This is a genomic window from Desulfopila sp. IMCC35008, assembly GCF_010646885.2.
GTDB lineage: Bacteria > Desulfobacterota > Desulfobulbia > Desulfobulbales > Desulfocapsaceae > Desulfopila.
Genome location: NZ_CP050700.1, coordinates 3123935 through 3147405, shown reverse-complemented (window position 1 = coordinate 3147405; position 23471 = coordinate 3123935). Strand labels below are relative to the sequence as shown.

Here is a 23471-nt window from a genome sequence, read left to right as displayed (position 1 = left end):
TTTAAAAATCAATAAAGTGACAATAAAGATAAGGAGTTTATTTCGTGATGTTTAACCTCAACGGTAAAGTTGCTCTTATAACCGGTGGATCCCGTGGGATTGGACGTGCCATCGCTCTTCGGCTTGCTGAAAACGGTGCAGATGTTGTTGTGAATTATGTCCGTCATAAAAAGGATGCTGCAGAAACCGCAGACCTTGTTGAAAAGTTTGGTAGAAAATGTCTTGTGGTAAAGGCGAATGTAGCGAAGCAGGATGATGTTGAAGCTATGTTCGCCGTTATAGAGAATGAGTTTGGCCAGCTTGATTATCTTGTGAGCAACGCCGCATCCGGCGTCCTCAAACCGGCAATGGAGTTGACCGAGAGGCACTGGAACTGGGCCATGGATATAAATGCTCGCGCCTTGCTTACCCTGGTCCAGCAAGGAGTGCGCATGATGCAGTCCGGTTCAAGGGTCATCGCAGTATCAAGTCTTGGGGCTATCCGGGCAATAGAAAATTATACAACTGTAGGGGCTTCTAAAGCGGCGCTTGAGTCTCTTGTCCGCCACCTGGCGGTGGAACTTGGTCCCAAGGGTATAAATATCAATACCGTTAGCGCAGGTGCGGTGGATACCGATGCGCTCAAGCATTTTCCCAACAGGGACCAGATCCTGGGCACTGCACTTGAGCGGACACCGCTGGGGCGTTTGACCACTCCGGATGATGTCGCCGATATCTCACTTTTTCTCTGTTCGGATCTCTCAGCCATGATCCAGGGGCAGGTCATTACCGTCGATGGCGGATATGCAATTCGCGGTTGAAAGAGCAGTGATCTATTCAGCGGTCAAACCGCTTGTTCTGGGATCGAATTCACCGAGGCGCAAGGAGTTCCTTGAACAACTCGGACTTGTCTTCACGGTTTACGGTCCGGAGATAGACGAGTCCGTGACTCCCGGAGAGTCTCCGGCTGCTTATGTTGAGCGTATGGCAGCTGAAAAGGTAAAAAAGGTCATGGGAATATATCCCGATCATTATATTATTGGTGCTGATACGTCTGTTTGCCTGGGAGATCGGATTCTGGGAAAGCCTGAAAGTGCCAGAGAGGCTGTACAGATGCTTATGGATCTGTCAGGCAGGGATCATGTTGTGTGCAGCGGTATCTCTATTGGCTGTCACCGGGAGCAGGTGCAGGCGGTTCTGTCGGTGTCCACCTCCGTTGTCTTTGCACCTTTTGACGAATCCGTAGCACGGGCCTATGTGGCATCAGGCGAGTCGTTGGATAAGGCCGGCGGCTACGGGATTCAAGGGAAGGGTACTTTTATGGTGGAGCGTATCAACGGCTCGTATTCGAATGTAGTCGGTCTTCCTTTGATGGAAACAGTTTCCCTGCTTACATCTCACGGTGTAATCGCTGTGAACGATACGGATGGGCCATGATGTCCAGTTGTTTGGTAATTCTTGCATAATTCCTTTTTCTCTTCTCCTTTAGATCTCTTCCGGTAACATCGACAAAACTTGACATTTATGGTTCTTGAGGGTAACAATCATTGGGGAAGCCTTTTATATTTTTAGGTTTTTTATAAATATACAAGTGTGTCAGGAAGTGGTTGCATGAGGCCACACCGCAAGGCGGAACGCCCTATATTACAAGAATAATCCATGCGCTTCCCATCAATCCAGGTTGTGAAAGGAGTGTTTTTTTGTCCGGAGTTCACCATATCTTGGATTTTGGAACAATTTTCAGTAAGATAGTAGTTGCAGACACACGCCTGTCAGGGAAATGTGACGGTGAGAGTTGCAGCTTATGAAAATGATCAGGAGTAACCATAGTCAGGAGCCTGTTACATGATTGAGGCATCTCATCAGCAGGAGTTGTTTGATACGCTGAAAGCGGTAAACAACGCCAGTGTTTCCATTCGCCTTTATCCGGCCAATTCACCGCAGATAACCAACGCTATTGAGCGCGGTTATAAGCAGTTGAAACAATTTCTGCGTAATCGCGGGACTTTTTTTCTCGCAATTGGTAGGGAGGGACCGGAAATAGGAGGGATGAATATTCCTGAAGAGACCTTGAAATCATTTGCCAATCTCACCATGTACAGGCAACTCGAGTTGCTTGGTCAGAATTGTCTTGCCATCGGTTCCGGTATAGACCGCACGACGTTCAGGAAAATTCTCGACCTTTTTGCAGCCAAAGTCGACCGCATAAAAGAAGAAGGGGGAGGAGCACGTTTTATTGCTCGTCTTGGATTAGGTAAATATTTTCCGGATGATGTTGAACAGGTTGGGGTCGCAGGTTCGGGTGGAGAACGACCCGCTCTTGCCCAGCAGGGCAAGGAGCATGCAAGAATCCCAGCTGAATATCTTAATGTGTTGTTGGGGATAGGCAGTGATTCAGATGTAATCTCCCGTGTCGGACAACTCATGTTTTCTGTCGAGAAAGGCAGTTCAATGTTGGCAGGCGCAGTGTGTGCTGTTATTGAAGATATCCTGAAAAAAGGGATCTTTGGTGCGGTGCCTGCTCTTGCTGACCTGTTGAGTAACTCAAGTCGATTCATCCCCGATGAGAACCGGGAGGCTATGGCCGAACAGACCGCGGCCAATCTCCTGAAGAGATTGAGCAATACGGGTACGGTACTTTTTTTCGCTCACCGCTTCCAGGATCGGTTTGGGGAGAGTGTCTCCTCTAAAGTGATTAATCAGGCGTCGTTTGAAGTTTTTGAAAGGGTAGTTGGGGTTTTACGGAGTAAAAGCGAAAAGTTGCGTGAGACCCAGACCAGTGAATCACCACAGTTGGTGTTTATTTCAGCTGCTCTTTCCCATTTGATGTCAACTGGGAAAGGGAAGCAGTTTCTCGGCCAGGAGAAGGCGAATACCATTCTGAAAGCAGGTGAACAGTCACGACGTGCTCAGAGGGTGCAGTCATCAGTAAAAACCCTTATGAAGGGTAACCGTGAGGTCCTTAAAAGCGATGAATTTTGTCTTCATCTCCCCATTATCGTAGAGAGGTTGAAAGGGGACGGCAGGGAGAAAGAGGTTATGGCCCTGTTGGGGGTCTTGCTTAAAGAGGTGAAGCAGAGCAGTGGGGATGACCAGGAACGTATGATCACCAGCCTGGTTAAAATTGGTGAGATTCTTGTTCAGGACAATCCTGCAATGGTTGAAGATCTTACCTTGCCACTCATTGGTTGGCTGCGGGAAAGCAAAAAGATCGATAAGAACAGTGAAAAGTGCTGTTTTGTCCTGCAGTCGCTCATGAACCATTTTTATCGGAAAGACATCTTTGACAAGGGTGACGCTATTCTTGCCACCCTGTTCAGGTTGCGTTCGGGTGCCATCGATGCACCCGCTGAGCTCAGAGCACAGGTTGCCTCGGCCCAGGATGGTGGTGTTGATCGTCAGGTCGTAAAAAAACTTCTGGAAATGACACTTGCAAATCCCAATGAGGAAGCGATGAGCCGCAGGATTACCCTGCAGGGGCCTGTCGTTTGCAGGTTCCTGGTTGAGTCTCTGATACGTGCAGAGCACAGCCAGGACAGGATGAAGATAATCGACTTGCTTACCAGGGGAGAGAAAGCCCTGGCACCGATTATTGTCGAAAAACTGTCTGAACCCATGCCGTGGTACGGGAAAAGAAATTTACTTAAGCTTCTTGGTGACAATGGCAATGAATCTCACATTGAGGTGGTTCATCCATTCCTGCAGACCGAAGACCTGCGTGTACAACGTGAGGCATTTATCTGTCTTTACAAGATCAGCGGCAAGAAACGAAAACAGGTGCTTTTAAGAGCCCTGAATGATGCCGGTGAGACTATCAAGCTGGAGATTGTCAGGGCTCTTGTCAATTTTGGTGATGTTCAGGTGGTGCATGGCTTGGGACAGGTGCTTCAGGACCATATGTACTATTCCGATGACTTCAGGGATAGCCTGCTGGCCGAAGTGTGTCGTGCGCTGGGGCATTGCCGGGTGCCGGATGCGGAGAAGGAATTACGAAAATTCGATTCACTTCGTAACACCAGGCAGGGGAAGAAAATCGGAGATAGAGTCTGGAAGAGTGTCGCGGATGGGTTAAATCAATTGGCCGAAAACCAACAGGATGAGAGAGTTCGACAGGCCCGGGCCAGCAAATTACGTAAAAACGCACTGAGCAGGGTAGGCTCTACCAGTTCTGCACAGCAGGGACGAGGAAGCATCACGGGGCTGGCTGAAGAGAGAAAAATCCAGGAACTTTTTGATAAAGGTAACATAAATCAGGCGAAGGTGCTTTTTCTTGAATTACTTACCAAAGTCCTGCGGCTGAGGAGATTCACCCAGGCAGAACAGCTCAGGGAATGGCTGCTTGCCTCTGATTCAACAGCGCTTGCGGAAGTAATAAAGGCTGCCGACATGATTGAAGAGGCTAAAATGTCCTCTGTCGATAGTGGTCATCTGAAACTATGGGCTGACTTGTTTGACACCTTGTCCAGTGAGGAGTTCAGCGCACTGTATCATAACCTGATGGTCCAGCGGTTTGATAGTGAAGCGTCTATCGTCAAGAAAGGCGAGATGCAGAATCTTCTCTATTTTATCAACTCCGGGAAGGTGAAATTGTTTTATCCCGATAAATCGGGTGAGACCCTTATCAAAACAGTGGGAAGCGGGAGTGTGTTTGGCGCCGAGACATTTTTTGGGACCTCGGTATGGACGCATTCCGCAACCGCACTTGGTCCTGTAGAACTTGCAGTTTTTACTCATAATCGCCTGGATAAACTTCGTGAGGAGTATCCGGGGATTGAAAGAAAGCTTCAGGATTTTTGTGAGAGCGAACCTCTTACACAGGACATATTTATAAAGGAAGAGAGTGACCGGAGGGATGATACACGTGTCCCTGTGTCGGGAGGGCTTGTGGCCACACTGCTCGGTGAATCAAAGCAGAGTGCAGGAGTTACCTTACAGGGAAAGATGCTGGATATCGCCACAGGTGGTCTCTCTTTTCTCATGGGTGTTTCCCAAAAGGACAATAGTCGTTTGCTTCTTGGTCGTACCGTGAAACTGACCTTGAAGACAGTCGATTCAGCTTCTCGCACTGTAGTACAGGACGGAACGATTGTGGCGATAAGACCACAGGGAGGTGCGGCGTTAGAGTATTCAATCCATGTGAAATTCAGGAAACCGCTGGACCCCGGCTATCTCGAAAAAATTGTGAAGATGTTATAGTATTTTTGGCGTCACGACGTTTCAGGAAAGATTTGTAACACCGCTTGTCCGGGCCGCTGTGAATGTGATGCAGATGATGGGAAGGAGACTTTAATGGATCGGCCTGATGATGCGGTTACCGCATTCTACCTCGATAACGTGGATGGGGAATGGCAGGAAAACGGATTCTATGTTGGTGTTTGCCCATTCTGTAAAGAAAACGGGCGCAACAAAGCAGGTAAACTTGCCATCCTGTTAAACCGTGAGTCTTTTTTTCACGGCTACTTTCGTTGTCTCTCAAAATGTGTTCCGGGCGGTTTCCCCTATTGGTTTGCGTCCCTGGCGGAATGTGATCAGACTACCGTGCCAGGGTATAACCCGGATCGGGACCTATCATCCCAGCTTCCGGATTATCCTGTAGCAAACATAAACTCAGAGGTCCTCAGTTATCATGATCGGCTCGCCGATCACCTGCTCGATTTTTTTTCAGAGAGAGAAATCACCCCACGAGATCTTCAGGAAATGCAGATAGGGTTTAACGGCCGGTACATTACCTACCCTTACACCCAGGCCGACGGTAATTGCTATTCGATACGTTGCGTGCATCCGGAAAAGGTTGATGATTATTTCTGGCATGGTGACGAGAGGTTTTCCCGAGATCCGTTTCATGTCTTCAACGTTCAGGACTTTGAACGTTGCACGGATGGTGCCATGTTTTTGTGTGAGGGCGAGGAGAACCTCCTGGTCCTGAAGCATTTGGGCTATCCAGGGGTGGCAGTTCCTTTCTACCATAATTTTGAAACCCTTGCTGCAGCAAGGTTTGAGAACATCTCTACCGTATTCCTGGTCACCAAAAACAGTGTAGAGTCGGATGCGGCAGCACGTGAATTAGCGGCGCGAATCGGTTACAAGGTCCGGCTTCTGCGGTGGCCTGCCGGTACACCACGTGGATACAGTCTGGTAGACCTGGCAAGAGACAAAAAGAAAAAGGTCGGGCAGGCAGTGAGTACGATGATACGCACCTCCAACGCCTTTTCCCCGTTTTCTTCTCCAGAACGTGAATATAGCAGGTTTATTCAGCGGCTGACAGGTCGTAGCGATTCTGCCTATACCTCTCTGCTGAGCGGTTTCGAAAGGCTTGATACTGCTCTTGAAGGTGTTCATGGTATAAATGTTATAGGTGGTGCACCGAAAGTCGGCAAGTCAGCCTTTGCTATCCAGGTAGCATCACAAATGGCTGAAAAGGGGATACCTGTTCTCTATTACGACTTTGAGAACGGGCGTCAGCAGGTGTATCAACGTATCCTCAGCCGACTCAGCAGGGTCAGTGTCAGTGATATGGCGCGCAATGATTTGCCTGAAGAACAGTTGAAATCGCTCGACAACGGTCGTCAGCGATTGAAGAGGATGTTGCAGAATTTCAGGGTGCTTAATGATCGCCAGGTGACGCCTGAACTAATGCGCAGGCACATTGACTTTATCCGTCATGAAAACCGTAGCAATTATACCACTGTTGTGATTGACAGCCTCCATAAGCTGCCATTCAAGGACCTGGCAGAGCGCAGGACCGGTATCGATGCGTGGCTGCGTCAACTGGAATCGATACGGGATGAGATGCAGGTCTCTTTTCTGGTTATTTCGGAGTTGTCCAGAGGTGACCAGAAGGCGTATACCGAGGAACCGCATCTCGGCATATTTAAGGGTTCAGGTGATATTGAGTACAGTGCTGATAATGCAATGGTGCTTTTTGAACCCCTGTCAACAGCTGATCAGGAAGAAGAGGAGCGCACCATGACCCTTTGGGTTGTGGCCTCCCGTGAGCACAGTCCAGGGCCAGTTGCAGAGTATAAGCTTGATTATCCATACTGGGGATTTATTGAGCGTCCTATGGCCTGAGCGGTATCACCTGCAGAATTTAATTATTTCACCCTGACAAAGGATGACCCCTCCGGCGTTTCCCTGTTTCTTATGGGACCGACGTTGAAGATATCAAGTTGAGATTCTGGCCTGACAATGAAAAACGCAAGTATAAAAAGTAAATACGGTGAACTTGTTGCGATCCTAATGGCTTCTGGTGTGGTCAAGGAAAAGGATATCAACTATGCGGAGCGCATCCGTGATAAGTTGACTTCACCGCAACCCCTCCTCAACATCCTCAAAGATCTCGGGCTGGTCAACGATGATAAGGTTCGTGAGATTATTCGTGAAACCAAGCACTCAATAAGGCTGGGTGACCTACTGGTGGAGTTGGGATACCTTACCGCCGATGATCTAACCGCCGCCTTCAATATCCAGCAGGAGTCAGAAAACGAACTGAAAATTGGCGAAATTCTGGTCAAATACAATTTCATTGATGGTCGTCAAATCGATCGTATCCTGTCGATTCAACTTGGTTATCCGCTGATCCAACCAACCATAGCCATGGTTGATCGTGACCTGGTTCGACGGATACCGTTTAAGACGATTGTCAAGCACCAATTCCTGCCGATACGGAACAGCGAGAGAGTGCTGCTCATTGCCTTTAATGATCCGACTGACAGTGAGGCGCTTCTCGCTGCCAGGAGGTTGTTTGGGGAGAAGATAACTCCGGCTGTCGCTGACCAGAAGGCGTTATCGGAGACCATCCGTATTCTTGAGAATGCCGGAAAGTCTGAAGCGATGGATGTGGATAGCAAGACTGTGGTCGGTATTGTCAATTCCACAATTATGGCCGCGATCCAGGAGGATGCCAGTGATATTCATATAGAGCCGATGGGAGAAAAGATCCAGGTCCGTTTCAGGATTGATGGGGTGCTCAGTCACCAGGGGGATTATCCCGGTGACATGATGCTGCAGATCAGTTCTCGGCTGAAGATCATGTGCGATGCGGATATTGCAGAGAAAAGGAGGCATCAGGGCGGTAGAATCCTGTTTGAATATAAGGATGGGCAGATTGATATCAGAGTCTCTTTTTACGTGACAATCCATGGTGAGAAGATCGTGATGCGGCTTCTAAGGCAAAAGGAAGAATTGCTTGATATCAACTATATCGGAATGGCACCGAGAATGCTGAGTCGTTTCCTGGAGGAGGCCGTCTATCAGCCGACGGGTGTTCTGCTGGTGACCGGTCCCACGGGGTCTGGAAAGACATCAACGGTCTATTCCTGTCTGCAGCATATAAAGAATCCCCAGATATCTATTATCACTGCCGAAGATCCGGTAGAATATGTGATGGAGGGGGTCGCCCAGTGTTCCATCGATACAACGATAAACAGGACTTTTGAGGAGACACTCCGGCACATTGTACGGCAGGATCCGGATGTTATCATGATCGGTGAGATACGTGATAAATTTTCGGCAGATATGGCAATGCAGGCTGCCCTCACCGGGCATAAGGTTATCTCAACCTTTCATACTGAGGATAGTATTGGCGGGTTGATTCGTTTACTCAATATGGACATTGCCCCCTTTCTGGTCTCGTCAACCGTTGTGAGTGTGCTTGCCCAGAGACTGCTCAGAAAGGTTTGTCCATCCTGTGCGACACCGGTACAACTTACCCCTTCCCAGTTGCAGCGTCTGGGCAGTGGTTTGAACGATCTTGTGGGCGGGAATTTCGTCAAAGGACGTGGCTGTACTGATTGCCGCCAGACCGGGTATAAGGGGAGGTTGGGTGTTTTTGAGTTGTTGGTGCTTGATCCTCTTGTACGAGACGCTATATTGGAGCATAAAACAAGTTATGAAATCCGGGCTATCGGGATTGAACATGCCGGCTTGATAACATTACTTGAAGATGGTCTGGTAAAGGCAGCGGCAGGTTTGACCACCGTGGATGAGGTCCTGAGATGTCTGCCTAAGCTCAGCCCACCGAGACCTCTTGCGGTGATAAGGCGATTATGTGGTGAGATTGAATAATGAATACAGCAGGTTCGTTTGTTGACGAAATAGAACGATTTGTCGAGCAGGGCAAGATCCAGCTTCCGGCCTTTCATCCCAATGCCCTGCGGGTACAGCAGGAATTGGTAAAGGATGAACCGAATATGGGGTTGGTTGAACAGATGATCGTTCGGGACCAGGCCCTTGCCGGTGAGGTGCTGCGAATAGCAAACTCTGCCTATTATAAGGGATTATCTGAGATTAAGACGGTGAAGGCTGCAATAGTCCGGCTCGGGATGCAGGAAGTGGGACGGATTGTGCTGTTGGCTGCATCCCGCAATCAGTATCGAAGCAGCGATAAGGAGATAAACCGTTTAACGGTAAAATTGTGGCAACATTCTGCCGGTTGTGGCCTGGCTGCAAACTGGCTGGCTCGACGCTGCAACTATCCTGAGCTGGCAGGTCAGGCTTTTTTTGCCGGTCTCCTGCATGATATTGGCAAATTGTTTCTTCTTACCGCCATTGAACAGGTGAAACTTCGAACTTCGGGCAAGATGACCTGGCCCCTGTTAATGGAGGTATTAAACTCCATGCATACCGGGGAAGGTTATAGCCTCATGAAACGGTGGAATATGCCGGATGAGTATTGTGAAGTAGTCCGGGACCACCATATGCCTGATATTGATCCTAAAAAATCCCTTATGTTGCTTATCCGTTTGGCCGATCTGGCTTGCAATAAACTTTCAATAGGCCTCCATACTATTTCCGATATCAACCTGGCGGCAACCACTGAGGCTAATTACCTCAATTTAAGTGAAATAGACCTGGCGGAGCTTGAAATCATGCTTGAGGATACGAAGATACTCGTCCAGTAGATGGCGAGTATCTTCTTTGGTTTTGTGAGGTTATTAAAATAACTATTCGGGAGCTTACAAGCCCGCTTGTTCCATCCATATCTGTAACGCGGCAAGCCCGGCCTCTTTTCTCTTTTGGCCGCGAAGGCGTTTGGGTACTTTCTTTTCCCAGGGCGGGAAGAGGCCAAAATTGACATTGGAAGGTTGGAAGCGTGCGGGATCGCTTTCTGTGAGATGTCGAACAAGGGCCCCCAATGCTGTTTCGGCTGGCGGGACCGTGGCTGGCAAACCGTTAATTTTCCGGACACTGTTTATGCCGGCAAGTAAACCCATTGCCGCTGATTCCACATAACCCTCTACACCGGAGAGCTGACCGGCCAGGATCAGGTCGTTTCTTTTCCTGAATTCAAGGGTTGGCAGGAGCAGTTCCGGCGAGCAGATAAAGGTATTGCGATGGATGGACCCATAACGGACAAAAACCGCATTTTCCATGCCGGGGATCATGCGGAATATTCTCTGTTGTTCCTTGTAGGTGAGTTTGGTTTGGAACCCGACCATGTTATATGTCAGCTTCTCCTTGTTTTCCTGGCGCAACTGAACAACTGCGTAAGGATCCTTACCGGTTCTCGGGTCGGGCAGGCCGACTGGTTTCATCGGCCCGAACCGGAGGGTGTCCTCACCCCGTGAGTTTATAACTTCAATCGGCAGGCAACCTTCGAAATATTTCGGCTTTTCAAAATCCTTGAGTGGCACATATTCGGCTTTTTCCAGTTCATTAATAAAAGCGAGGTATTTTTCTTTATCGAACGGGCAATTGAGGTAATCACCCGGGCCATCGTCATAGCGGGACTTAGAATAGACCACATCCATGTTCAGTGATTCAACATCGACGATAGGAGCGATGGCATCGTAGAAGGCAAGCCTCTCCCGGCCGGTCAGTTTAATAAGGGAGTCTGTTAGTTTTTCAGATGTGAGCGGTCCTGTTGCCAGGATAATCGGGTCTTTTCCGGGCTCCGGAATTGTTGATATTTCCTCCCTTACTATCTCGATATCAGGATGATCATGCAAGATTGAGGTAATCTCGCGAGCGAATAATTCCCGGTCAACAGCCAACGCTTTGCCGGCAGGTACCTTGCATTTTTCCGCAACGTTCATGATCAACGAATCACACCTGCGCATCTCCTCTTTAAGGAGCCCAACAGCTGACTCCGCATCATCAGAACGAAACGAATTGGAGCAGACAAGTTCGGCCAGATTCTCGGAGTTGTGGGCCGGACTGAAGGATACAGGTTTCATGTCGTAAAGCACAACCTTACAACCCTTCCTAAGAGCCTGCCATGCTGCTTCGCAGCCAGCCAGGCCTCCTCCGATTATGGTTATTGTCATCTTATTATCCTTATCTTTCTGTTTCACCTGAATGAGATATCAGGTTATGGGTATTCTATGGTTACAGGTACCTTGCGGCGCCCCCATTGCAAAGCATCTGAGTGGGAATCGAAGTAGAGATCAATCCGGTTTTTGCCCTTTATTGCACCGCCGCGATCTTCCACAACTCCCCAACCGTAGCCGGGTACATACATGCGGGTTCCGAAGGGGTAATACTTGGTGTCGGCGGCAATAGTTCCGTCATCAGGAAGGATGTACCAGGGCAGGATACGAAAGGGGATCATCCATGGATGGTACAGTGAATCTGTCGAGAGTAATCCAGGTTGTGGTTCATCCGGGTAGGTTCCGGCTGAAGTCTTGCCGTCGTAATAGCGACCACGATCCGACCCGGCACTGACGTAACGGTTCCAAAAATCGAGCTTAAGGTATGTCCAGCTGCCTCGTTCCCAGCTACAGCAGGAGGAGCAGCCGCAATAGGCAGTAGTCTCCATCATCCGCTTTACCGGTTGCTTGGCACAGCCTCCGGCCAGAAGAGAGATCACAAGGATCAGGAGAAGAGGGGACCGGGATCGATTCATGTTCTGTGAAACCATTTCTTAATCTCATTCATGCTGAATTGCTTGATGACAGGGCGACCATGCGGGCAGTGGGAAAAGAGGTCGGCCTCAGCCATCTTGTCAAGCAGTGCTTCAATCTCGCGGGTAGAGAGCGAGGTCCCTGCCTTGACCGCCGCACGGCATGCCATGGAGGAGAGGATCGTATCGATAATATCGCCGTTATCGCGATTGGTCGATTCACTGCCAAATTGCTCAAGTACATCCATGAGGAGTTCCGAAGGGTTGGAGCGGGAGGTTATAGCAGGAACTGCCGAAATAATAAAACTGTTGCCGCCAAACTCCCGGAGTGAAAAGCCCATATGTTTCAACTCTTCTGCGTGTTTCTCAACGAGTTGCTTCTGGAAGAGGGTGAGTTCCACCGTTTCCGGGAACAGCAGTTGCTGGCTTGCCACAGATCGGTTGCTGAACTGCGCTTGCAGCTTCTCGTAGAGTAGCCGTTCGTGGACAGCATGTTGGTCAATAACGACCATTCCGCTTGCAGATTGGCAAAAAATATAAAGATCGTCAAGTTGACCGATCACCTGTAGGCCGTGCCCCCTCCTCACCTGGGATAGGGGGAGGGGAGCAGGTTGGGACGGGCGGATGTCCGGTTGTGCAACTTTTTTTGGTTCAGCCAGGTTTTCAGGCAGTGGCTCGGCGGTAATCAGTGTAGCCGTTGAAGTTGACAGCGGTTGTTCTTCCCCGGCTGGATGTTTGCGTAGTATTGGGGAGTGCTCAGCAGCAGTATCCTTTGTTGTGATGGTAGTCTGGACTGGGGGTGTTAGGTGGGGCTGTTCCGGTTGTTGCCGGACGGAAAAAGGTTCATCCTTTACCTCAAAAGGATTTTCTGTCGGGCCTTTCTGGTCAACAGGAATTCTCATGACCCTGTCATTGTCGCCAAAGATGGCTTGTCGAAGCCGCTTTTGTTCAGCCCGCATCGCTTCGTTTACCGTTCTGGTGATGAGAAAGTGTACATCTCTGCTGTTGCGAAAGCGAACTTCGTGTTTTGCCGGATGAACGTTCACATCCACCTCTTGAGGCGGCAGGATAAGATGCAGAAGGCCCGCAGGATTCTTCCCTTTCATCAGGAAGCCCCGTAGTCCTTCTGCTACTCCATGACTCATCATCCTGTCTTTTACTGCCCTGCCGTTTACAAAAAAACGCATGCGCGCAGGGCCGTTACGAAGTTGTTCTGGTGGTATCAGAAACCCAAATGCATACTTGTCCATGCCGCAGTCCACTGAGCCCACCTTAAGAAACGGTTTGTCAAAATTGAGCAACAGTGCCAATCGTTGTTCCAGTGACTGGGAAGCGTCAAGGTAGAGTGTACGTTTGCCGTTGACTGTCAGGGAGAAGGTGACAGCGGGCTCGGCTAGAGCATAGTTTCTTACGACCTCGTCGATATGATTCAACTCTGTTCGTACGGTACGCAGGAATTTCTTTCTGGCAGGGGTGTTGCCAAACAGGTTCTTGATCTCGATAATGGTTCCGGTGCTGCACCCTGCCTCATGTACCTTGGTTAGTTTACCGTAATTGATCTCTGCCCGTGTACCGAGCTCGTTCTGGCCGGTTCGTGAGGTTATCACCATTTTAGAGACCGAGCCGATTGACGGGATGGCCTCACCACGAAAACCAAGGCTTGTAATTGCGGCCAGATCGGAGCCCTCCTGGATCTTGGATGTCCCGTGCCGTTCAAGGCTCAGTAAAACATCGTCTTCGTCCATTCCTTCGCCATTATCAATAATACGGATAAGTCGGGTACCGCCACCCTCAATTTCCACCTCAATCCGGTCTGCACCGGCATCGAGACAGTTTTCTAGTAATTCTTTTACCACTGATGCAGGTCGTTCAACAACTTCACCGGCGGCTATCTGGTTGGCGAGTTGTTCAGGCAGGATACGTATTTTAGGCATGGAATAAAAGGATTAGAGTTGCGGGTTCATTATGAAATGGTACATTGAGCGTCTGTCTTCATCCAGCAGTCATTGTTGTTCTGCAGAGCATAAATTTTTGTATGATAACAGTAAAACAGTGTCCTTGACTATACAAGGCATCTTATAAAGAATCATTTCCGGATGAACCCGGATTATATATCACTTTTACTCGTCACGTGTCAGCTCAAAAGAAGCCCGCTCAACGCGAATCACCACCCAGAAAACGTACCGTGCGGAAAAAACCGAAAAATGAGAAGCACATTATCGGCTTTTTGTTTGCAATATGCCTGTTTTTATCTGTCTTCTTGGGTGGGATGCTGTTTTCCTTAAAATCATTACACATTCCGGACCTCAGAACTGTCGCAAATTATCAGCCTCAACAGGCGTCGGTAATTTATGACAGAAATGGCAGGGTAGTGGAAAGGATTTTTACCGAGAACCGGACCGTTGTCACCCTGTCAGAGATGAATCCGCTTCTGCCAAAGGCCTTTGTAGCCGCAGAAGACGGTCGGTTTTACGACCATCCAGGGCTCGATTTTATCTCGGTATTAAGGGCGGCCATAAATAATGCCCGGGAGGGACGTCGCGGGCAGGGCGGTTCAACCATTACCCAGCAGGTGGCGCGTTCATTATTACTTACCCCAGAGAAAACCTATATTCGAAAATTCAAGGAAGCCATCCTCGCCTGGCGGATCGACACCATGCTGACCAAGGATGAGATACTCTTTATTTATCTCAACCAGATTTATCTTGGTGCGGGAGCACACGGCGTTGAGGCGGCAAGTCAGGTATACTTCGGTAAGCACGCCTCACAGCTTAACCTTGGAGAGGTGGCAATACTTGCCGGGTTGCCCCAGGCACCCAGCAGGTATTCACCCATAAAACACCTTGATCGGGCTGTTGCCAGGCAACGGTATGTCTTAAACAGAATGGCAGCAGACGGGTATATCGACGCGGGGGCGGCCAGGAAGGCCTATCATGTGGAGCCGAGGGTGCGTGAGTCGAAAGCCTCTTCTGACCCGATCAATGGATACTACCTGGATGTGGTCAAGAAACAGGCGGTGGAGCTCCTCGGAGTTCCGCTGCAAACAGCCGGAGCACGGATATATACACATCTTGATCAAGGTTTACAGGCTCATGCAGTGGAGTCGGTTGCCAAAGGTGTGCGGGCTGTCCGTGCGCGCAATGGGGCAACTGGAAATGCCCCACAGGGTGCCCTGGTTTGTATGGAGAAAAAGAATGGAAATGTCAGAGCATTGGTTGGGGGCGTCAGTTTTACTGCAAGTCCCTTCAATCGGGCTACTCAGGCTAAACGTCCTGTTGGGTCAACGTTTAAACCATTTGTTTATACTGCTGCCCTCATGGAAGGTTGGCAGCCCGGCTCGACTATCAGTGATGCTCCCATAACAATATCCGGCGGCAATAAAGGTGCCTGGCAGCCCAAGAACTATTCCGGCCTGTACCATGGTGATACCACCCTGCAGACGGCATTGGTGAAGTCGTATAACGTTGCCTCTGTGCGGTTGATGAAAAAGGTGGGTGTAAAGGATGTTCACAGGTTGGCTCAGTCGGCAGGAATCACCTCAAAAATGCCACCCGATCTCTCACTCGCTCTTGGTGCGGTGGATGTATCATTGCTTGAAATGACGGGATCGTACACCCCTTTTGTCAACAGTGGGCAGTTTGTTCAATCATCACTTATCAGTCGGGTCGAATATAACGGAACCAGTATCAAACCGCAGACAAAAAGGAGCCAGGTTGTACCTGCAGAAAAGGCGCAGCAGATGCGCAGGATGCTCGAAAAGGTTGTTTCGGAGGGGACTGGGCATCGGGCACAAGTGCTTGGGGCAGGTACTGGTGGGAAAACAGGGACCTCCGATGATAACAGGGATGCATGGTTTATTGGTTTTAACCGCAAATACCTCACCGGTGTATGGGTTGGACACGACCGCAATCAGCAACTAGGTGCCAAAGAAAACGGAGGCCGCACCGCCGTACCCATCTGGACCGATTTTATGGAGCATGCACGCTGATTCCTCAGCATAGATATTATGCAATGAGGAGAGCCCTGTTTTTTTCAAGCACCTTACCCTCTACCAGGTCTTCCAAGGCTCTAAGAAGGTGCTCCTGGCTGATCTCTGGGATGAGTCTTTCCAGGTTGAGACGGCTGAGTACGGCAATGTTCTGCATGCGTGGATCGGCAAGATCAGGGTGTTCAACCATGATGCAGCTAATACCTCTTGCCTTGCAGGCATTTTGGAGCTGCACTTTGGTGAGCTCATTCTCCTGGCCTAACCTTACCCCGAGTGGTTGCAGTACAGTATTATAATAAATGAGTGTTCCACCATCCTTTAAAGCGTAATCCATCCCCCGCAGGGCTTCATGCCTTTCAAGGGCAATAACCAGGTCAGCTTCCCGCTCCGGGATCATGGGTGAGAAAATGTTCTTGCCCAGGCGAAGATGGGAGATGACGATTCCGCCACGTTGTGCAAGCCCATGGGTGTCAACGGCTTTTGCCTCTACACCTGCGTAGTCGGCTCCCCGCAACAGGATTTCAGACAGCAAGCCTATACCCTGGCCACCCACCCCGCATATGTATATATTCAATTGTTTCATGGTCGTTTCCCGGGAGTTGCTTTATCGTTTTATCGCCTGGGCACTGCAGGTCTGGATGCAGGAACCGTCTCCGATGCACAGCTCATTGTTAACCGAAATAGAGCCATCCATGTTCCTCACGAAACTAGGACAACCAAATGTTTCTATACAGGTCCTGATGTTTTGACATGTGTCTGGGTCTATCGATACTTGATGGGTAATTTTACCTTTTGCCTTTTTTTGGTTTCTGGCAAAAAGAAGCATGCAGGGGTGTCTGGCGATGACAACATTGAACCCCTCTTCTGCCATGGCCTGAGCAATAAACTTTGTCAGTTCCTTTTGTTTGTAGGTGTCCGTTTCCAGTATTGTTTTCACCCCCATGCCTTCGAGCATTGTACGAATGGGGACTTTTTCGGTTATTTCATTGAAATTTTTTCCTGAAGCCGGGTGATCCTGATGACCGGTCATGGCGGTGGTACCGTTTTCCATAATCACCAGGGTGAGGTTATGATTATTGAAAATGGCGTTAACGATTCCGGGTAATCCTGCATGAAAAAAGGTTGAGTCCCCCAGGAAGGCGATGACCCTGCGCTCCGTGTTCAACAGAGATAATCCGGAGCCAATCGCGGTGGAGGCTCCCATACAGAGGAGAACCTGGCCTATGTTATAGGGGGTATTGTATCCCAGGGTGTGGCAGCCAATATCGGCGACGGAGATATCATTATCTTTCAACGCTGCGGCAATGGCGTGGAAGGCGCTTCTGTGGCCGCAACCCGGACACATCTGCGGTGGTCTTGCCGGAATCTCAGTACTAGTGGCCTGTAGGATTTTTGCGTCTACCAGGTTGGGCCAGGTGCTATGCAGGATTTGGCGAATCTTGTCCGGAGTGTACTCTCCGACCCAGTCAGAATAGTTGGCTTTACCGTAAATTTTGATGTCCAGGTTGTGGTCATAGGCTAGGGCCTTGATACTTCTCTCAAGGGTGTCGTCAAGTTCCTCCAGAACGAATACCTCCACGTGGCTCCTGAGAAAGTCGAGTATGGTTTGCCGGGGTACGGGGTAGACCATGGCGAGTTTAAGGATATCCGGTTGGTTATTAATGTTTCCTAGTACCTCACGTAGTGACAGGTAGACCAGTCCGGAAGTGATGATACCTTTTTTATTCCCTTGGCCCGTCAGCCGATGCAGGCCTGCTTTTGCGACCCGTTCCTCAAGCTCATCGAGTTGTCTGAGAGCTTTTTCCTTCATGGGATATATGGCCGAGACAAGAGGGATATAGGGTCCGTTTTGTACATCGAAAAGGGATACGTTGACCTTGCCGTCAGGCTGAAATGAATGAAACCGGACTTTTTCCTTGGCATGACACACATGGGTGGTGAGGCGGAGGATGATAGCCTTGCCCATCTCCTTTGATAGCCTGGCAGCCTCCAGATAATATCGATACACCTCTGATGGATCTGCAGGTTCGAAGATCGGTGTATAGCTGAGGTAGCCGTAGTGTCGGTTATCCTGCTCATTCTGGGATGAGTTGGCGCCCGGATCATCACCCAGAACAATCACCATCCCGCCTATGATGTTGAGCAGACTTAACTGTACAAAAGAATCGGCTGCGACATTAAGGCCGACGCTCTTGAAAAATACCGTGGAAAGATAGCCATTAATCGCTGCCCCGAAAGCAACTTCAGTGGCCACTTTTTCGTTAGTGGAGAATTCGAAGTAAAACGGACGGATTTCTTTTGGAACAGACTTGATCGCCGTGGCTATCTCGGGGGTTGGGGAGCCGGGGTAAGAGGTAATTACCTGGGTACCGGCTTCCACCATTGCCCGAACCAGTGCCGTGTTGCCCATGACAATCTCTGAGAACTCTTTATTACGAAGCAGCATGTCGCCCATTTTCTTCATGGGGGGCCTCCTGAAAAAACTTTGATCCTGCCTGAATGATTATCCATTTTCGATAGAATACCATGGTATCACGGAGCAGCAGTGGTAGTCAAAAGAACTTCGTTTCGACAGAGGAGTAACAGCAGTTATATTCCGCTTCGATATGGCGAAGTAAGCCCCACAGGGACAAGACGGAGTTTGAATGCACTCTAATCTGAAAGCGTTTATAAGGATCGGATCAAAATGAAGACCTGATCCTTCTACGATGGTCTGCCGAGCCTGAACCCTGTTGAAGCTTCCTTATAGATACGTTTTGTTGTCAGGGCATCGTAGACATCAGCAAGTGCCATTATTCTCGCGGCAACAGGAATATCTTCACCGGAGAGTCCTAAAAGATACCCAGAACCAACCCATTTCTCGTGATGGTGCATGGTCATTACAAATACCAGGCGCAGGCTTCTTGATGAAGATCTTCTCAGGATACCGCTGATGAGATCTCCCCCGATTTACAATGGGATTTCGTGGTATTAAACTCTTCCTGCGTCAGCTTGCCTGGTATATTCAGTATTCCGTCGGCAATACCTACTATGCCGATATCATGGAGTGGGCTGACTTTGGAAATATCGGAAGCATTCAGAATTACTATACCCATTGGATCAATAGGTGCATTCCCAGGAATTGTATCACTCGCAAAACAATTATTTCAAGGATGTCTCTCTACTGGGGAAACATTATTTATGCTCTTCCCGTCCATTCCTGTTCATCTGTTTTGCCTTTGCTTTTCTGCCTGGGCCTGTATGGCGGTAATCGCGACGGTATTGACGATATCTGCCACATTGCACCCACGACTAAGGTCGTTTACCGGCTTGTTCAATCCCTGCATGATGGGACCGATGGCTACCGCCCCGGCGGATCGCTGAACCGCCTTGTAGGTGTTGTTGCCGGTGTTGAGGTCGGGAAAAATAAAAACCGTCGCCTTGCCGGCTACCAGACTGTCCGGCATTTTCGTTCGGGCGACGGTTATATCGACTGCGGCATCATATTGAATCGGTCCCTCAATGGGTAAGTTGGGAGCCAGTTTCCTGGCTATCTCCGTTGCTTTCTTGACCTTGTCAACTTCCTCCCCTTTCCCGGACGTTCCGGAAGAGTACGAAAGCATGGCAACCAAAGGCTTGATACCGAACAGTTCGGCGGTTTTTGCCGACTCGATAGCAATCTCTGCCAGTTGTTCCGCATTCGGACGGGGATTAACCGCACAGTCACCATAAGCGAGGACACGGTCTTCCAGGCACATCAGGAAAATGGACGACATGATAGTGCTGCCGGGTTTGGTTTTGACAAATTCCAGGGAAGGGCGGACTGTGTTCAGGGTTGAGTGAACCGACCCTGAAACCATGCCATCCGCATGACCCTTGTACACCATCATGGTGCCAAAATGGGTGACACCGGACATCACATCCCTGGCATTGTCGGGGGTTATTCCCTTATGTTTACGAAGTGAGAAGTAGGTGTCCACATAGTCTTCGAAGTAGGCTGATTCGGTTGGGTTGATGATGGTAACGCTGGTGAGGTTGAGCCCAAGTGTCAGGATCTTCTCCCGGATGACATCCTCCCGCCCCAGCAGAGTGATTTCCACTGCATCACGGTGGATCAGGATTTCAGCAGCTTTTAATATCCTGTCTTCCTCACCTTCGGGTAAGACGATGGTCTGCTTGTCTGCCCGTGCTCTTTTGATGAGACTGAACTCAAACATCTTCGGAGTGGTAAAAAGGACTGAGTAGCCAATTATCCTGTTACGTAACTCCGTGGTGTCAATCCAGTTTTCGAAAAGGTTCAGTCCTGTTGCAATTTTGAGACGGTCTTCGGGTCTGATGCAGTTGTGTATTGCCTTGACCTTCATGGCGGTGGTGAAGGTGTCGTCTTGTACCATGATGATCGGCACCAGGTTGTTTAAGCCATGCAGCAGGGTACGCATGAGCTTATCGGGCTCCATATAACCTGTCAGGATAATACCGGCAATATTAGGCATATTAGAGGACCGGAACGCGGCCAGGGTGCCAAGTACAATATCAAGTCGGTCCACCGGGGTGATGATAAGACTGTCATCGGTTAATCTCGGCAGGAAGTTCCTGAGGTTCATGGCAGCAATGACAAAGCGTGAGACCGGTCTGTTTAGTTGGTTCTCACCATATATGACCTGGGCATCAAAGGTTGCGGCAATTTCAGCCATTGTCGGTCGGTCAAGTGCTTCCTCATAGGGTATTGAATAGATCAGGTCGACGCTGTCCTGTAATCCAATTTTTAGCGAGGTGATTATCTCCTGTTGCTGCTCTTCCGGGGTCCTGTTCAAGATGACGGCAAGTACTTCCGAGCCTTTATCCTTGAAGGCCTCGATACCATACCTGCAGGATTTCACCACATCCTGGGGAGAACCGCTGTGCGCATTGGCGACCATCAATACAGGGCAGCCAAGGTTGTTGGCGATTTCCACATTGAGGTCGAATTCGAGTCCCGAGGAATCACTTTCGAAATCGGTACCGAGACAAAGTACGAAATCATACTCATGTTCGAGATCGTTGTATTTATCGAGTACTCCTTCCAACAGCTTGTCGTGCTTTTTGTCACCGAGCAGATTACGCGCCTCCTGGATAGTGAAGGCGTACATCTTGTCATAATTTGTTTTCAGCTCATAGCGGCTGGCGATGAGGTTAATGATCTCATCGGCACCGTCTTTGTACCTTTCGGTGTTAACTACCGGACGGAAGAATGCAACCTTGCCGAGGTTCCTGACCAGGAAGTCCATGACTCCAAGAGTAATGAGAGAGAGACCGCTTTTGGGTTCCAGGGCCGAGATATAGAGGTTCTTGGACATGGCAGTTCGATAGGTGAAAAGAATTGATGAGGGTTGAAAATGATCGTCGAATCTATCTCTTATCCCCTTTACAATGGGATATCAATCAATAATTGGTGTTGTGAGGTGTTGCAGAAGAGGGGCAACAGAAAGGAGCAGACTCCCCCGGTGAACCTGTCAGTTGGACCGGGGGAGTGATAGATCGTTTTTTAACCGAAAATTCCTTTGAGGGTAAAGAAGAACAACATGGCCATAATGGCTCCGGCGGGCAGTGTTACCAGCCAGGAGATGATAATGTTGAGCACCACTCGAAGGTCAAGAGCACCTACCCCACGGGCCAAACCAACGCCAAGCACCGAGCCAACCAGGATATGGGTCGTGGAAACCGGTAATCCGGTTCGGGAGGCGAGAACGACCGTGGTCGCTGCAGCAAGTTCGGCACAAAATCCGCGGGATGGTGTAAGTTCTGTAATTTTCTTCCCGACTGTGAGCATAACGCGATAGCCGAGTGTTACCAGGCCAAGAACGATACCACCACCGCCAAGGAGTAATATCCAGATCGGCAAATCGGATTTCTGCATAACCTCACCGCCGGAACTGACGATGGAAACAACTGCAGCCAGAGGACCAATGCCGTTCGCAACGTCATTTGAGCCGTGGGCAAAGGCCATAGAGCAGGCGGTAAAAAGCATCATGGGGGTAAAGACCTTTTCAACACTCGCAAAATCCGATCCCTGGCTGGTTTTGACTTCTTCCTTAATATTTCTAATGAAGTACCAGCCGAGACCTGCAGTGAGGAAGCCGATACCTGCGGCGACTCCGATGCTTTGGGCAGAGTTGAGATTTACGTTGAGATGTTTCAGTCCCTTGAACAGGGTGACGAGGGAGATAATGAAACCGACAAGAAAGATGTAAAGGGGGGCATATCTCTTTGCGTTTCTGAGCGGTTGATCCGTATCGAATATGAGTTTTCTGGTCGATATAACCAACAGAAATGCGATGGTGCCTCCGATTGCCGGGGAAATAACCCAACTGGCAACAACAGAACCGACCTTACCCCATTTTACTGCTTCCGGTCCTATACCAACAATGGCAAAACCAATGAGCGCCCCAATAATAGAGTGGGTTGTCGAAACCGGCCAGCCCCTGGTGGAAGCGATCATCAGCCAGAAAGCAGCTGCCAGCAAGGCAGCCAGCATACCGTATACTAAGATTTCGGGATTGTTGGCTATTCCGGATGGGTCGATAATACCTTTACGGATAGTTTTTGTTACGTGGCCACCCGCAAGGACAGCTCCAAGGAATTCAAAGATAATAGCGATACAGATTGCTTGTCGGACGGTGACTGCACCGGCGCCAACGGAGGTACCCATGGCGTTGGCGAGGTCATTGGCACCGATTCCCCAGGTCATGTACAATCCGAAGATCACCGCCAGGACGATCAAGATGGTCCCATAGGCTGCAATAATTTCCATTCGTTCCCCCTATTTGGACAAAAACAGCAGAATGCGGTCTGCAATGTTTTCGGATTGATCGGACAGTTTCCCTACCAGTTCGATGATCTTGTACCAGAACATAACGGATACAGGGTCGAGTTGGGCTTCCATTTTAAAAAGGTTCTTTCTGGTACGATGGATGATATGATCGATATTGTGTTCGCTGCGACGAACTCGGGCGATCATTGCAGTAACCTTTTCCATTTCCCGGCCACCAAATCCAACCTCAAGCAGTTCGTCGAGCCTTTCGATCATCTCTTTGGCTTCAGAGGTGATTTCCATGGTACCTTCAAGAAGTTCATCAAGTGGCTTCTTGAGGCCTTCAGGAACAACCATCTCACGGTAGGTAACGATCTGGGAGATCGCTTCTGCGGTATCCGCAAGACTGTCCTGGTCGCTGATCAGACCGAGCAGATCTTTCCTGTCTACCGGCATGAAGAGCGAAGTAGGCATGTTGAGACGAAACGTCGACTTGATTTTGTCAGCATCGGTCTCAAGTGTGCTGATCTGGTCGGCAAGTTCCTGGATCTGGCTGCTGTTTTTCAGGTAGATAGCATCAAACAGTGGAGGAACCAGGCAGATACAGGAAAATACAATACGCATATGTTCCTGGATCGGTTTAAAAGGTGAGCGTCGGAATAATCCAGACAATGGAGTGGTTGAACGGATCGGCATGGTCGATATTCTCCTGTATTTCTGGGTTGTATGTCGCCTTGGAGGGTGCGTAGACGATTGACCTGTCGTTCGTGTTAGGGGTGCATTTATATGGTATTAGAAAACGAAGAATTTTCCCAGCGCTAGTTACTAAGTTTTGGCCGAATGTCAATGAGAAAATTCGAAATAAAAGAGAGGGGATGAGCGGTGCAATGTTC

The 23471-nt window shown here is 49.4% G+C and carries 16 protein-coding genes; 7 read left to right on the top strand and 9 right to left on the bottom strand.

Translation table 11 applies throughout. From position 1 onward, the window contains the following. Positions 1 to 47: 47 nt before the first annotated feature. The 6 genes from fabL to GA520_RS13755 all read left to right on the top strand — a co-directional run bounded on the left by fabL (position 48) and on the right by GA520_RS13755 (position 9881). Positions 48 to 800: an enoyl-[acyl-carrier-protein] reductase FabL gene (fabL, locus tag GA520_RS13780; protein WP_163338463.1), complete on the top strand. Its 753-nt coding sequence runs from the start codon at positions 48 to 50 to the stop codon at positions 798 to 800. Beyond that, positions 784 to 1416: a nucleoside triphosphate pyrophosphatase gene (locus tag GA520_RS13775; RefSeq protein ID WP_163338464.1), complete on the top strand. Its 633-nt coding sequence runs from the start codon at positions 784 to 786 to the stop codon at positions 1414 to 1416. Before fabL ends, GA520_RS13775 begins: the two co-directional genes overlap by 17 nt. A 408-nt stretch (positions 1417 to 1824) precedes the next feature. Next, entirely contained in the window at positions 1825 to 5175 is a 3351-nt protein-coding gene (locus GA520_RS13770; RefSeq protein WP_163338336.1) for a cyclic nucleotide-binding domain-containing protein, read from the top strand. A 93-nt stretch (positions 5176 to 5268) separates the two neighbouring features. Beyond that, positions 5269 to 7050 (top strand): DnaB-like helicase C-terminal domain-containing protein, encoded by a 1782-nt coding sequence (locus GA520_RS13765; protein ID WP_163338337.1) that lies wholly within the window; start codon positions 5269 to 5271, stop codon positions 7048 to 7050. Between the two features lie 117 nt (positions 7051 to 7167). Then, positions 7168 to 9045 carry a GspE/PulE family protein gene (locus GA520_RS13760; protein ID WP_163338338.1) on the top strand — a complete coding sequence of 626 codons (1878 nt, stop codon included), beginning with the start codon at positions 7168 to 7170 and terminating at the stop codon, positions 9043 to 9045. Then, complete coding sequence (locus GA520_RS13755; protein WP_163338339.1) at positions 9045 to 9881, top strand: HDOD domain-containing protein; 837 nt, start codon at positions 9045 to 9047, stop codon at positions 9879 to 9881. Before GA520_RS13760 ends, GA520_RS13755 begins: the two co-directional genes overlap by 1 nt. A gap of 54 nt (positions 9882 to 9935) precedes the next feature. Here GA520_RS13755 and trmFO read toward each other — a convergent pair whose 3' ends face one another. From trmFO to mutL, 3 genes are read right to left on the bottom strand one after another with little or no spacing between them, the layout of a single operon-like run. After that, on the bottom strand, positions 9936 to 11246 hold the full coding sequence (gene trmFO, locus GA520_RS13750; protein WP_163338340.1) for a methylenetetrahydrofolate--tRNA-(uracil(54)-C(5))-methyltransferase (FADH(2)-oxidizing) TrmFO: 1311 nt from the start codon (positions 11244 to 11246) through the stop codon (positions 9936 to 9938). Between the two features lie 44 nt (positions 11247 to 11290). Then, entirely contained in the window at positions 11291 to 11839 is a 549-nt protein-coding gene (locus tag GA520_RS13745; protein WP_163338341.1) for a 3D domain-containing protein, read from the bottom strand. Then, positions 11821 to 13755 carry a DNA mismatch repair endonuclease MutL gene (mutL, locus tag GA520_RS13740; protein WP_163338342.1) on the bottom strand — a complete coding sequence of 645 codons (1935 nt, stop codon included), beginning with the start codon at positions 13753 to 13755 and terminating at the stop codon, positions 11821 to 11823. Before mutL ends, GA520_RS13745 begins: the two co-directional genes overlap by 19 nt. 251 nt (positions 13756 to 14006) lie before the next feature. On the opposite strand from mutL, the gene GA520_RS13735 reads away from it, so the two are divergent. Continuing rightward, positions 14007 to 15809: a penicillin-binding protein 1A gene (locus GA520_RS13735; RefSeq protein WP_304511335.1), complete on the top strand. Its 1803-nt coding sequence runs from the start codon at positions 14007 to 14009 to the stop codon at positions 15807 to 15809. A gap of 16 nt (positions 15810 to 15825) precedes the next feature. On the opposite strand, the gene GA520_RS13730 is transcribed toward GA520_RS13735, so the two are convergent. The 6 genes from GA520_RS13730 to GA520_RS13705 form a co-directional block, all read right to left on the bottom strand. Next, positions 15826 to 16392 carry a 2-oxoacid:acceptor oxidoreductase family protein gene (locus GA520_RS13730; RefSeq protein WP_163338344.1) on the bottom strand — a complete coding sequence of 189 codons (567 nt, stop codon included), beginning with the start codon at positions 16390 to 16392 and terminating at the stop codon, positions 15826 to 15828. A 21-nt stretch (positions 16393 to 16413) separates the two neighbouring features. Continuing rightward, positions 16414 to 18273: a thiamine pyrophosphate-dependent enzyme gene (locus tag GA520_RS13725; protein ID WP_163338345.1), complete on the bottom strand. Its 1860-nt coding sequence runs from the start codon at positions 18271 to 18273 to the stop codon at positions 16414 to 16416. Between the two features lie 239 nt (positions 18274 to 18512). Beyond that, the gene (locus GA520_RS13720) at positions 18513 to 18689 is read right to left on the bottom strand and encodes an HD-GYP domain-containing protein (protein ID WP_163338346.1); all 177 of its coding nucleotides are present in this window, start codon (positions 18687 to 18689) and stop codon (positions 18513 to 18515) included. A gap of 323 nt (positions 18690 to 19012) precedes the next feature. After that, complete coding sequence (gene pta / locus GA520_RS13715) at positions 19013 to 21124, bottom strand: phosphate acetyltransferase (RefSeq protein ID WP_163338347.1); 2112 nt, start codon at positions 21122 to 21124, stop codon at positions 19013 to 19015. Between the two features lie 188 nt (positions 21125 to 21312). After that, positions 21313 to 22578, bottom strand: a complete 1266-nt coding sequence (locus GA520_RS13710) for an inorganic phosphate transporter (protein ID WP_163338348.1) — start codon at positions 22576 to 22578, stop codon at positions 21313 to 21315. A 9-nt stretch (positions 22579 to 22587) separates the two neighbouring features. Continuing rightward, on the bottom strand, positions 22588 to 23274 hold the full coding sequence (locus GA520_RS13705) for a TIGR00153 family protein (RefSeq protein WP_163338349.1): 687 nt from the start codon (positions 23272 to 23274) through the stop codon (positions 22588 to 22590). Positions 23275 to 23471 lie beyond the last annotated feature (197 nt).